The organism is Myxococcus qinghaiensis (assembly GCF_024198215.1).
Classification (GTDB): domain Bacteria; phylum Myxococcota; class Myxococcia; order Myxococcales; family Myxococcaceae; genus Myxococcus; species Myxococcus qinghaiensis.
The window spans coordinates 189,079-203,136 of record NZ_JAKCFA010000022.1; the positions used below are offsets into that span (position 1 = coordinate 189,079).

1 protein-coding gene (only partly in view) is annotated in these 14,058 nt (G+C 67.1%); it reads left to right on the forward strand.

Features of this window, described 5'->3' with window-relative positions; all coding sequences use genetic code 11:
* On the forward strand, nucleotides 1-14,058 hold part of the coding region annotated (locus LZ199_RS34410; RefSeq protein ID WP_253997998.1) for a non-ribosomal peptide synthase/polyketide synthase (this coding region is incomplete at its 3' end). 13,795 nt of the annotated region lie beyond the right edge of the window; 14,058 of 27,853 annotated nt are visible.

Sequence of the window (14,058 nt, forward strand, 5' to 3'; positions counted from 1 at the left end):
ATGAGCGGTAGCTCCAAGAATCTCGACAAGCTCACTCCCAAGCAGCGCGCACTGTACGAGTTGCTCCTCAAGGAGAAGAAGGGGCAGCTCCAGGCCGCTACGACGCAGGCGCTGGAGCGGACGATTCCGCGTCGCGCTGGAACCGAGCCCGCGCCCGCGTCATTCCCACAGCAGCGGCTGTGGGTGGTGGACCAGCTCGAGGGCGGACAGGCCTTCGCCTACAACGTCCACATCACCGTGCAGTTCACCGGCGTGCTGGACATCCCGCTGCTGGCGCGGTGTGTGAACCAGGTGGTGCGGCGCCACGAGTCGCTGCGCACCGTGTTCGCCGCGAGGGACGACGGGCTCCCCGTGCAGATCGTCCTGCCGGAGCTGACGCTGACCATCCCGGTGGAGGACATCTCCCACCTGGGCAAGGCGGAGCAGGACGAGGAGGTGGAGCGCCGCACCAGCGAGGAGTCCCAGCGCCTGTTTGATTTGGCACGCGGGCCGCTCCTGCGCGGCAAGGTGCTGCGCCTGGGGCCCGACAACCACGTGGCCCTGGTCACCATGCATCACCTGGTGACGGACCGCTGGTCGCTGGGTGTCTTCGTCCGCGAGCTGATGACCTTCTACGCGGCGGAAGTCACGGGCCAGACGCCCGCGATTCCGGAGCTCGCCATCCAGTACTCCGACTTCGCGGAGTGGCAGCGCGAGCGGATGCAGGGCGAGCGGCTGCGCATCGAGCTGGACTTCTGGAAGCAGCACCTGAAGACGCTGCCGGAGCCGCTGGAGCTGCCCACGGACAGGCCGCGTCCTGCCCGCCAGACGTACCGGGGCTCGCGTCAGTTCGTGACGTTGCCCGTGGCGCTGACGCGCGTGCTGAAGGAGGTCAGCCAGCAGGAGGGGGCCACCCTCTTCATGACGCTGCTGGCCACGTTCCAGACGTTGATGCACCGGCACTCGCGGCAGACGGACATCACGGTCGGCTCGCCCATCGCCGGCCGCAACGTGCCGGAGCTGGAGTCGCTGATCGGCTTCTTCGTCAACACGCTGGTGCTGCGCAATGATTTGGGCGGCAACCCCACCTTCCGCGAGCTGCTGCGTCGCGCGAAGGACGTGTGCATGGCGGCGTATGCGCACCAGGAGCTGCCCTTCGAGAAGCTGGTCGAGGAGCTGCAGCCTCCGCGCGACTTGAGCCGTCACCCGCTGTTCCAGGTGATGTTCAGCTTCCAGAACACCCCGCGCCAGGACCTGTCGATGCCGGGGTTGCAGTCCACCTATCTGTTGGTGGACCCGGGCTCGGCGAAGTTCGATTTGCTGCTGGAGTTGCGCGAGGACCGGCCGGACGAAATCTTCGGCTGGCTCGAGTACAACACCGACCTCTTCGACGTCGCGACCATCCAGCGACTGCGCGGTCACTTCTACACGCTGCTCGGAGCGGTGGCCGCCAACCCGGACACGCGCCTGTCCGAGCTGCCCCTCCTCACGAACGAGGAGCACCACCAGCTCCTCGCCGACTTCCAGGGCGCGCAGGTGAGGTACCCGAGTGAGGCCACGCTTCACTCCCTCATCGAGTCGCAGGCGATGCGCACGCCCTACTCGGAGGCCATTCGCTTCGAGGACAGCGTCCTCACCTACGCCCAGCTCGACTCACGCTCCAACCAGCTCGCGCACCACCTGCGTGCCCTCGGTGCTCGCCCCGGCGTCCTCGTCGGTGTCTGCCTGGAGCGCTCGCTCGACCTCGTCGTCGCGCTGCTCGCCGTCATCAAGTCTGGCGCCGCCTACGTCCCGCTGGACCCGGCCTATCCGCGCGAGCGTCTCGCCGGGATGCTGGAGGACGCCGACGCTCCCGTCCTCCTCACGCACGAGCACCTGAAGGCCGTGCTCCCTCCGCACGCCGCTCGCGTGCTCTGCCTCGACTCCGAGTGGGACGCTGTCTCTCGCCAGCCCTCCTCTTCGCTCGAGTCGCTCGCCGGCCCGGACTCCCTCGCCTACGTCATCTTCACGTCCGGCTCCACGGGGCGTCCCAAGGGCGCCATGAATGCCCACTCAGGCGTCGTCAACCGCCTGCTGTGGATGCAGCAGCAGTACGCCCTCACGGCGATGGACACCGTCCTCCAGAAGACGCCCTTCTCCTTCGACGTCTCCGTCTGGGAGTTCTTCTGGCCGCTCATGACGGGTGCTCGCATCGTCCTCGCGAAGCCCGGTGGCCACCAGGACCCCGCCTACCTCGTGCGCCTCATCGCCGAGCAGCGTGTCTCCACGCTCCACTTCGTCCCCTCCATGCTCCGCGCCTTCCTGGAGGAGCCGGGCATCGAGAAGCTCTCCGGTCTGCGCCGCGTCGTGTGCAGTGGTGAGGCCCTCACCGCCGACCTCGTGGCTCGCGCCCATGCACGCCTCCCGGCTTCCGCCGAGGTCCACAACCTCTACGGCCCCACCGAGGCCGCCGTCGACGTCTCCTTCTTCCACTGCGCTCGCGGCTCCTCTCGCGCCTCCATCCCCATCGGCAGACCCGTCGCCAACACCCGCCTGTACGTCCTCGACTCCGACTCCCAGCCTTCTCCCGTCGGTGTCCCGGGTGAGCTCTTCATCGGCGGCGTCCAGGTCGGCCTCGGCTACTGGCGCAAGCCCCACCTCACCGCTGAGCGCTTCATCCCTGACGCCTTCAGCGCCACTCCCGGTGCTCGCCTCTACCGCACCGGTGACGTCGCTCGCTGGTTGCCGGACGGCACCCTGGAGTACCTCGGCCGCTCCGACTTCCAGGTCAAGCTGCGTGGCTTCCGCATCGAGCTGGGTGAAGTCGAGGCCGCGCTTCGCTCGCTTCCCTCCGTCTCCGACACCGTCGTCGTCGTCCGCGACGAGGCGCGTCTCGTTGCCTACGTCGTCTCCTCCGGCGATGTCGACGCCGCTGCACTCCGGGCCGCGCTCTCCCAGCGCCTCCCCGAGTACATGGTGCCGGCCGCCTTCGTCTTCCTCGACGCGCTGCCCCTGAGCCCCAGCGGCAAGGTGGAGCGCAAGGCGCTCCCGGCTCCGGACTTCGTCCCCTCTTCCCGTGAGTTCGTCGCGCCTCGCACTCCCTCCGAGGAGCTGCTGGCTTCCCTCTTCGCCTCGGTGCTCCGCATCGAGCGCGTCGGTGTCACCGACAGCTTTTTCGAGCTCGGTGGTCATTCGCTGTTGGGGACGCGACTGGTGGCGCAGCTTCGTGCCTCCACCGGTGTGGAGCTGCCGCTGCGCGATTTGTTCGAGGCGCCCACTGTCGAGCTGCTCTCTCAGCGGCTCCAGGTCGCTTCGGGTGGGACTATCGCGGACTCGGGTCCGGCGAAGCTGCGCCCTGTTCCGCGCGATGGGGACCTGCCCCTGTCGTTCGCGCAGCAGCGTCTGTGGTTCCTGGACCAACTCCAGCCGGGCACGGCTTCGTACAACCTGCCCGCGGCCCTGCGGCTCGAAGGGGAGCTGAATGCCGAGGCCCTGCGGCAGTCCCTGCGGGCGCTCGTCCAGCGACATGAGGTGCTGCGCACGCACTTCGTCGTCCGTGATGCGCAGCCCGTTCAGGTCATCGAGCCCGAGGCTCGGGTGGACCTGCCCGTGCTGGAGCTCGGGCTCCTGGAGCCGTCGCAGCGGGATGAGGAAGCGCGCAGGCTGATGCGGGAGGAGGCCCTGCGTCCGTTCGACCTGGCCCGTGGCCCTCTCGTACGAGCGACGCTGCTTCGGCTCGATACGCGCCACCACCTGCTGTTGGTCACGGTCCACCACATCATCTCGGATGGATGGTCCACGGAGGTGATGGTCCGGGAGCTGGGTGCGTTCTATCGCCAGTTCTCCGGCGGCGAGTCCGCGCGGCTCGCGCCCCTGCCCATCCAGTACGCGGACTTCTCCGTCTGGCAGCGGCAGCGGCTCAGCGGCGATACGCTCCGTCAGGAGTTGGACTGGTGGAAGCAGCAGCTCTCCGGAGCGCCCGCCGCGCTGGAGCTGCCCACCGACAGGCCTCGTCCCGCCGCGCAGACCGAGCACGGCGCGGTGCTTCCGATCTCCCTGTCCCCCAGCGTGAGCAACGCGGTGAGGGAGCTCGCGCAGCGCGAAGGTGCCACGCCGTTCATGGTCCTGCTCGCCGTGTGGCAGCTCGTGCTGTCGCGGTACTCGGGCCAGGACGACATCTCCGTTGGTTCTCCCATCGCAAACCGCAACCGCGCGGAGACCGAGGGTCTGGTCGGCTTCTTCGTCAACACGCTGGTCCTGCGCACGCGCATCGACGACCGACAGTCCTTCCGTGAGCTGCTGGCCCAGGTGCGCCTGTCGACCCTGGCCGCCTATGAGCACCAGGACGTCCCGTTCGAGAAGCTCGTCGAGGAGCTTCAGCCTCAGCGTGACCTGAGCCGCAGCCCGCTGTTCCAGGTCACCCTCACGCTTCAGAACACGCCGAACTCGACGCTCGCGCTTCCTGGCATCACCCTCACCCACCTTCCTCCGGAGCTGGAGACGTCGAAGTACGACATCAGTCTCTTGCTCGAAGAGGGCGGCAGCGGTTTCTCGGGCGTCTTCAACTACAACACCGACCTCTTCGACGCGGCGACCTTGGAGCGCCTGTCGCGGCACTTCTCCGTGCTGCTCACGGAGGCCGTCACCGCGCCTGATTCACGGCTCGGACGGATGTCGCTGCTCACGCCGGACGAGAAGCAACTGGTGCTCACGCGCTGGAACGGCGCCACCGCGAACTACCCTCGCAACACGAGCATTCAGGACCTCTTCGCACTGCAGGCCGCGCTCGCCCCGGATACTGTCGCTGTCGTCGTCGGTGAGGAGTCCGTCTCCTACGCCCAGCTCGACTCGCGCTCCAATCAGCTCGCTCACTACTTGCGTTCGTTGGGTGTGCTCCCGGGCTCTCGCGTCGCTGTCCGTCTCGACCGTTCCGCGGACCTCATCGTCTCCCTCCTCGCCATTCTCAAGGCGGGAGCTGCCTACGTCCCTCTCGACAAGGCCTGGCCCTCCGAACGCCTCGCCTTCGTCCTCCGTGAGTCCGCTGCTGGCGTCGTCATCTCCCACTCCGATGTCGTCGACGACTTGCCGGCCTTCGGCGCGGTCCTCCTCGTCATTGATGAGGAAGCCTCGCGTATCGCGCGCCAGCCTTCCTCCGCGCTGCCACTCGACGTGACGGGCAATGACCTTGCCTATGTCATGTTCACCTCCGGCTCCACCGGCGAGCCCAAGGGTGTCTGCGTCCCTCACCGCGGCGTCACCCGCCTCGTCTCTTCTTCCTTCATCTCCTTCGGCGCCTCCGACGTCTGGCTCCACGCCGCTCCTGTCGCCTTCGACGCCTCCACCCTCGAAATCTGGGGTGCGCTCCTTCACGGCGCAAAGCTCGTCCTCGCTCCTCCTCATTCACTGTCTCTGGAAGAGTTGGGCTCGTTGCTCGTCCGTGAGGGAATCACTTCTCTCTGGCTGACGGCCGCGCTCTTCGAGCAGATGGTCGCCACTCAGCCCGTTGCCCTGGCCGGAGTCCGCCAGGTGCTCGCCGGTGGCGACGTCCTGCCGCCCTCTCGCGTCCGCGAGCACCTCGCTCGCCTGCCCCCGGGCCACGTCCTCGTCAACGGCTACGGCCCCACCGAGAACACCACTTTCTCGGCGACTCATTCGCTGCGGCACGGAGACTCCGTCTCCCGCTCCGTCCCCATCGGCGCGCCTCTCTCCAACTCCTCCGCCTTCGTCCTCGACGCCTCCTTCCAGCCGCTCCCTCCAGGCGTCCCGGGAGAGCTCTTCGTCGGTGGTGACGGCCTGGCTTGGGGCTACCTCAACCGCGCTGACCTCACCGCTGAGCGCTTCGTTCCGCACCCCTTCTCTTCTTCGCCCGGCGCTCGCCTCTACCGCACCGGTGACCGCGTCCGCTGGCTCGCCGGTGGCTCTCTCGAGTTCCTCGGCCGCTCCGACTTCCAGGTGAAGGTCCGTGGCTTCCGCATTGAGCTGGGCGAAGTCGAGGCTGCTGTCCGCCTCTTCTCCGGCATCCAGGAAGCCGTCGTCCTCGCTCGTGAGGACGTCCCCGGTGACAAGCGCCTCGTCGCCTACTTCACCTCTGCTCACGACGTCGACTCGTCCGCGCTTCGCTCCTTCCTGCTTCAGCGCCTGCCCGAGTACATGGTGCCGGCAGCCCTCGTCTCTCTCCCGTCCTTCCCTCTCTCCGCCAACGGCAAGCTCGACAGGAAGGCCCTTCCTCCTCCCGACTTCGCCGCCGCCACTTCTGGCGACGACTTCGTCCCTCCTTCCACTCCTACCCAGACGCGCCTCGCCTCCATCTTCGCCGACGTCCTCGGCCTGGAGCGCGTCAGCATCCACGGCGACTTTTTCGAGTTGGGTGGCCACTCCCTCCTCGCCACTCAAGTCGTCTCCCGTATCCGCGCCACCTTCGACGTCGAGTTACCCCTCGGTGAGCTCTTCTCCTCGCCCACCGTCGCGCTGCTCTCCGAGCGCCTGGAGCTGCTCCACGGCTCCTCGTCTCGCCAGCCGGCCCTCGTCCCCGTCGACCGCGCCCAGCCGCTGCCGCTCTCCTTCGCTCAGCAGCGCCTCTGGTTCCTCGACCAGCTCCAGCCCGGCACCTCCACCTACAACATCCCCTGGGTCCTCAAGCTCTCCGGTGCACTGGACTCCAATGCACTGCTCCAATCCCTCAACGCGCTGATTCAGCGCCACGAGGCCCTGCGCACCCGCTTCGCCGTTCACGAAGGCCAGCCCGTTCAGCTCATCCAGCACGACTTCCTGCTGGAGATGCCGCTCGTCGACCTCTCGTCTCTGCCCGAGAAGGAGCGCGACGCCGAGGCCCAGCGTCTGGCTTCCGCCGAAGCCCTGCGTCCGTTTGACCTGGCCCGTGGCCCTGTCGTCCGTACGTCGCTCGTCCGCCTCGATGAGGCCCAGCATCTGCTCCTTGTCACCGTCCATCACATCGCCTCGGACGGTTGGTCCATCGCTGTCATGGTCCGCGAGCTCGCCGCCTTCTACCGCCAGTTCTCCGGCGGCGAGGCCGCCCAACTCGCACCGCTTCCCATCCAGTACGCCGACTTCTCCGTCTGGCAGCGCCAGTGGCTCCAGGGCGACGTCCTCGCCTCGGAGATCAACTGGTGGCGCCAGCATCTTGCCGGTGCCTCGACCTCGCTCGAGCTTCCGACGGACAGGCCTCGGCCCGCCGTCCAGACCTATCGCGGCGCGGTGCTCCCTATCGAGCTGTCGCGTGAACTGACGCAGGCCGTGAAAGCCCTTGCCCAGCGCGAGGGTGCCACACCCTTCATGGTGCTGCTGGCGTCCTTCCAGCTCCTGCTCTCTCGCTACTCGGGCCAGGACGACATCTCCGTCGGCTCGCCCATCGCCAATCGCAATCGCTCCGAGACCGAAGGCCTCATTGGCTTCTTCGTCAACACGCTCGTCTTCCGGGCTCGCATCAATCGCAGCCAGTCCTTCCGCGAACTGCTGGAACAGGTGCGACTGTCCACGCTGGCCGCCTACGAGCACCAGGACGTCCCCTTCGAGAAGCTCGTCGAGGAACTCCAGCCTCAGCGCGACCTGAGCCGCTCGCCGCTCTTCCAGGTCACCCTCACCCTTCAGAACGCCCCCGAGGCGTCGCTCGCGCTGTCAGGACTGGTGCTCAAGCCGATTCAGGCTGAGATCAACACCTCGAAGTATGACTTCAGCCTGCTGTTCGATGAGGCTGAGCAACTGTCGGGTTTGCTCAACTACAACACCGACCTCTTCGACGCGGCGTCCATGCAGGGGCTGCTCCGTCACTTCTCCGTGCTGCTCGAGGCCGCGGTCTCTCAGCCTGAACAATCGCTCAGCGAGCTCTCGCTGCTGTCCGCCCCCGAGAAGCAGCAGGTCCTCACCGCGTGGACCGGCACCACCTCCGCCTACCCGCGCGACGCGTCCGTCCACTCCCTCTTCTCTCAGCAAGCTGCTCGCACGCCCGACGCTGTCGCTGTCGACTCCGGCGAGGAGTCTGTCTCCTACGCTCAGCTCGACTCCCGCTCCAACCAGCTCGCTCACTACCTGCGTTCGTTGGGTGTGCTTCCTGGCTCTCGCGTCGCTGTCCGGATTGACCGCTCCGCCGACCTCATCGTCTCCCTCCTCGCCATCCTCAAGGCGGGGGCGGCCTACGTGCCTCTCGACAAGGCCTGGCCCTCCGAGCGTCTCGCCTTCGTCCTCCGCGAGTCCGCTGCTGGCGTCGTCATCTCCCACTCCGATGTCGTCGACGACTTGCCGGCCTTCGGCGCGGTCCTCCTCGTCATTGATGAGGAGGCCTCGCGTATCGCGCGCCAGCCCTCTTCTCCTCTCGCAGGTGCCGTGACGGGCGATGACCTCGCCTACGTCATGTTCACCTCCGGCTCCACGGGCGAACCCAAGGGTGTCTGCGTCCCTCACCGCGGCGTCACCCGCCTCGTCTCTTCTTCCTTCATCTCCTTCGGCGCCTCCGACGTCTGGCTCCACGCCGCGCCTGTCGCCTTCGACGCCTCCACCCTCGAAATCTGGGGTGCCCTCCTCCACGGCGCAAAGCTCGTCCTCGCTCCTCCTCATTCGCTGTCACTCGAGGAGTTGGGCTCGCTGCTCGTCCGTGAGGGCATCACCTCTCTCTGGCTGACGGCCGCGCTCTTCGAGCAGATGGTCGCCACTCAGCCCGCTGCACTCGCCGGGGTGCGCCAGGTGCTCGCTGGTGGCGACGTCCTTCCGCCTTCCCGCGTCCGCGAGTACCTCGCCCGCATCCCTTCGGGCCACGTCCTCGTCAACGGCTACGGCCCCACCGAGAACACCACCTTCTCCGCCACTCACTCGCTGCGCCACGGCGACTCCGTCTCTCGCTCCGTCCCCATCGGCGCGCCCCTCTCCAACTCCTCCGCCTTCGTCCTCGACGCTTCCTTCCAGCCGCTCCCTCCGGGCGTACCTGGAGAGCTCTTCGTCGGTGGTGACGGCCTGGCTTGGGGTTACCTCAACCGCGCTGACCTCACCGCTGAGCGCTTCGTTCCGCACCCCTTCTCTTCTTCGCCCGGCGCTCGCCTCTACCGCACCGGCGACCGCGTCCGCTGGCTCGCCGACGGCACCCTCGAGTTCCTCGGCCGCTCCGACTTCCAGGTGAAGGTCCGTGGCTTCCGCATTGAGCTGGGCGAAGTCGAGACCGCCGTCCGCCTCTTCTCCGGCATCCAGGAAGCCGTCGTCCTCGCTCGTGAGGACGTCCCCGGTGACAAGCGCCTCGTCGCCTACTTCACCTCTGCTCACGACGTCGACTCGTCCGCGCTTCGCTCCTTCCTGCTTCAGCGCCTGCCCGAGTACATGGTGCCGGCAGCCCTCGTCTCTCTCCCGTCCTTCCCTCTCTCCGCCAACGGCAAGCTCGACAGGAAGGCTCTCCCTCCTCCCGACTTCGCTGCCGCCATTTCCGGCGACGACTTCGCCCCTCCCTCCACGCCTACCCAGACGCGACTTGCATCCATCTTCGCCGACGTCCTCGGCCTGGAGCGCGTCAGCATCCACGGCGACTTCTTCGAGTTGGGTGGCCACTCCCTTCTCGCCACTCAAGTCGTCTCTCGCATCCGATCCACCTTCGACGTCGAGTTGCCTCTCGGTGAGCTCTTCTCCTCGCCCACCGTCGCGCTTCTCTCCGAGCGTCTGGAGCTGCTCCACGGCTCCGCGCCTCGCCAGCCGGCCCTCGTTCCCGTCGACCGCGCCCAGCCGCTGCCGCTCTCCTTCGCTCAGCAGCGCCTCTGGTTCCTCGACCAGCTCCAGCCCGGCACCTCCACCTACAACATCCCCTGGGTCCTCAAGCTCTCCGGTGCACTGGACTCCAATGCACTGCTCCAGTCCCTCAACGCGCTGATTCAGCGCCACGAGGCCCTACGCACCCGCTTCGCCGTTCACGAAGGCCAGCCCGTTCAGCTCATCCAGCACGACTTCCTGCTGGAGATGCCTCAGGTGGATCTGCGTGGCATTGCGCACGCGAAGCGTGACGCGGACGTCGAGCGGCTCACCCGCGACGAGGCCCTTCGTCCATTCGATCTGGCGCAGGGCCCCTTGGTCCGAGCCTCCCTCATCCGCCTGGATGAAGCGCAGCATCTGCTTCTCGTCACCGTCCACCATATCGTCTCGGACGGTTGGTCCATCGCCGTCATGGTCCGCGAGTTGGCGGCCTTCTACCGCCAGTTCTCCGGCGGAGAGGCCGCCCAGCTCGCGCCGCTGCCCATCCAGTACGCCGACTTCTCCGTCTGGCAGCGCCAGTGGCTCCAGGGTGACGTCCTCGCCGAAGAGCTTGCCTGGTGGAGGAAGCAGCTTTCCGGCGCGTCCACCTCGCTCGATCTGCCCACCGACAGGCCGCGTCCCGCCGTCCAGACGTATCGCGGCGCGGTGCTCCCTATCGAGCTGACTCGTGAGCTGTCTCAAGCCGTGAAGGCCCTGGCTCAGCGCGAAGGCGCCACGCCCTTCATGGTGCTGCTGGCGTCCTTCCAGCTCCTGCTCTCTCGCTACTCGGGCCAGGACGACATCTCCGTCGGCTCACCGGTCGCCAACCGCAACCGTGCCGAGACCGAAGGCCTCATCGGCTTCTTCGTCAACACGCTGGTCCTGCGTGCACGCATCGACGCGCGACAGTCCTTCCGCGAACTGCTGGAGCAGGTGCGCCTGTCCACCCTGGCTGCCTACGAGCACCAGGACGTCCCATTCGAGAAGCTCGTCGAGGAACTCCAGCCTCAGCGCGACCTCAGCCGTTCTCCTCTGTTCCAGGTCTCGCTCACGCTGCAGAACGCCCCCGAAGAGGCTCTTGCGCTCGCGGGTCTTGAGCTCAGTGCTCTGCCCGCGGAGATCAACACGTCGAAGTTCAACTTCAGCCTCCTGTTCACAGAGGCGGAGCAGTTCTCCGGCATCATCAACTACAACACCGACCTCTTCGACGCGGCGTCCATGCAGGGACTGCTCCGTCACTTCTCCGTGCTGCTCGAGGCCGCGGTCTCTCAGCCTGAACAATCGCTCAGCGAGCTCTCGCTGCTGTCCGCCCCCGAGAAGCAGCAGGTCCTCACCGAGTGGACCGGCACCACCTCCGCCTACCCGCGCGACGCGTCCGTCCACTCCCTCTTCGGTCAGCAGGCCGCTCGTACTCCGGACGCTGTCGCTGTTGTCTCCGGCGAGGAGTCACTCTCCTACGCCCAGCTCGACTCCCGCTCCAACCAGCTCGCTCACTACCTGCGCTCGCTGGGTGTGCTTCCTGGCTCTCGCGTCGCTGTCCGGATTGACCGCTCCGCCGACCTCATCGTCTCCCTCCTCGCCATCCTCAAGGCGGGGGCGGCCTACGTGCCTCTCGACAAGGCCTGGCCCTCCGAGCGCCTCGCCTTCGTCCTCCGCGAGTCCGCTGCTGGCGTCGTCCTCTCCCACTCCGACGTCGTCGACGACTTGCCGGCCTTCGGCGCGGTCCTCCTCGTCATTGATGAGGAGGCTTCTCGCATCGCGCGCCAGCCCTCTTCACCTCTCGCAGGTGCCGTGACGGGCGATGACCTTGCCTACGTCATGTTCACCTCCGGCTCCACGGGCGAGCCCAAGGGCGTCTGCGTCCCTCACCGTGGCGTCACTCGCCTCGTCTCTTCTTCCTTCATCTCCTTCGGCGCCTCCGACGTCTGGCTCCACGCCGCGCCCGTCGCCTTCGACGCCTCCACTCTCGAAATCTGGGGTGCGCTCCTTCACGGCGCCAAGCTCGTCCTCGCTCCTCCTCACTCGTTGTCACTCGAGGAGTTGGGCTCGCTGCTCGTCCGTGAGGGAATCACCTCCCTCTGGCTCACCGCTGCTCTCTTCGAGCAGATGGTCGCCACTCAGCCCGTTGCCCTGGCTGGGGTCCGCCAGGTCCTCGCTGGTGGCGACGTCCTTCCGCCTTCCCGCGTCCGCGAGCACCTCGCTCGCCTGCCCCCGGGCCACGTCCTCGTCAACGGCTACGGCCCCACCGAGAACACCACCTTCTCCGCCACTCACTCGCTGCGCCACGGCGACTCCGTCGCTCGCTCCGTTCCCATCGGCGCGCCTCTCTCCAACTCCTCCGCCTTCGTCCTTGATGCCTCCTTCCAGCCGCTCCCTCCGGGCGTCCCTGGAGAGCTCTTTGTCGGTGGTGACGGCCTGGCTTGGGGTTACCTCAACCGCGCTGACCTCACCGCTGAGCGCTTCGTTCCGCATCCCTTCAGCATCACCCCTGGTGCTCGCCTCTACCGCACCGGCGACCGCGTCCGCTGGCTCGCCGATGGCTCCCTCGAGTTCCTCGGCCGCTCCGACTTCCAGGTGAAGGTCCGTGGCTTCCGCATTGAGCTGGGCGAAGTCGAGGCCGCCGTCCGCCTCTTCTCCGGCATCCAGGAAGCCGTCGTCCTCGCTCGTGAGGACGTCCCCGGTGACAAGCGCCTCGTCGCCTACTTCACCTCTGCTCACGACGTCGACTCGTCCGCGCTTCGCTCCTTCCTGCTTCAGCGCCTGCCCGAGTACATGGTGCCGGCAGCCCTCGTCTCTCTCCCGTCCTTCCCTCTCTCCGCCAACGGCAAGCTCGACAGGAAGGCCCTCCCTCTTCCCGACTTCGCCGCTGCCACTTCCGGCGACGACTTCGCCCCTCCCTCCACGCCTACCCAGACGCGACTTGCTTCCATCTTCGCCGACGTCCTCGGCCTGGAGCGCGTCAGCATCCACGGCGACTTCTTCGAGTTGGGTGGCCACTCCCTCCTCGCCACCCAGGTCGTCTCTCGCATCCGCTCCACCTTCGACGTCGAGTTGCCCCTCGGTGAGCTCTTCTCCTCGCCCACCGTCGCGCTGCTCTCCGAGCGCCTGGAGCTGCTCCACGGCTCCTCGTCTCGTCAGCCGGCACTCGTCCCTGTCGACCGGGCACAGCCGCTGCCGCTCTCCTTCGCTCAGCAGCGCCTCTGGTTCCTTGACCAGCTCCAGCCCGGCGCTTCCACCTACAACATCCCCTGGGCCCTCAAGCTCACCGGCAACCTCAACGCGGAGGCCCTGCTCCAGTCCCTCAACGCGCTGATTGAGCGGCACGAGGTGCTTCGCACCCACTTCGCCATCCACGAAGGCCAGCCTGTCCAGCGCATCCAGCCGGATGTCCGCGTGGCGCTGCCCGTCGTCGACCTGCGCGCCCTGGACGCCTCCACTCGCGACGCTGAGGCCCAGCGGCTCATGCGCGAGGAGGCACTTCACTCCTTCGACCTGTCTCGCGGTCCCCTGGTGCACGCCACCCTCGTGCGCCTCGCCGATGACGAGTACCTGTTGCTCGTCACGGCTCACCACATCGTCTCCGACGGTTGGTCCATCGGCGTCATCGTGCGGGAGATCGCGGCCTTCTACCGTCAGTTCGCTGGTGGTGAGCCCGCGCGGCTTTCCCCTCTGCCCATCCAGTACGCCGACTTCTCCGTCTGGCAGCGGCAGTGGCTCCAGGGCGACGTCCTCGCCGACGAGCTTGCTTGGTGGAGGAAGCAGCTCTCCGACGCTTCAACTTCGCTCGAACTGCCTACCGACAGGTCGCGTCCTGCCGTCCAGACGTATCGCGGCGCAGTGGTCCCCATCGCGCTGTCGAGCGAGTTGACCCAGGCCGTGAAGGCGCTGGCCCAGCGCGAGGGCGCCACGCCCTTCATGGTGCTGTTGGCCTCGTTCCAGACCTTGCTGTCTCGTTACTCGGGCCAGGATGACATCTCCGTCGGCTCGCCCGTCGCGAACCGCAATCGCTCCGAGACCGAAGGCCTCATCGGCTTCTTCGTCAACACGCTGGTCCTTCGTGCACGAATCGGCGCCCACCAGTCCTTCCGTGAGCTGCTCTCACAGGTTCGCGCGTCCACCCTCGCCGCCTACGAGCACCAGGACGTCCCCTTCGAGAAGCTCGTCGAGGAACTCCAGCCTCAGCGCGACCTGAGCCGCTCGCCTCTCTTCCAGGTCACCCTCACCCTTCAGAATGCCCCTGAAGAGGAACTCGAACTCCCCGGACTCACCCTCAGCGGGATGGCCGCGAGCATCGAGACCTCGAAGTATGACTTCAGCCTTTTGCTCGAAGAGGGCGTCAACGGCTTCACCGGTATCCTCAACTACAACACCGATCTCTTC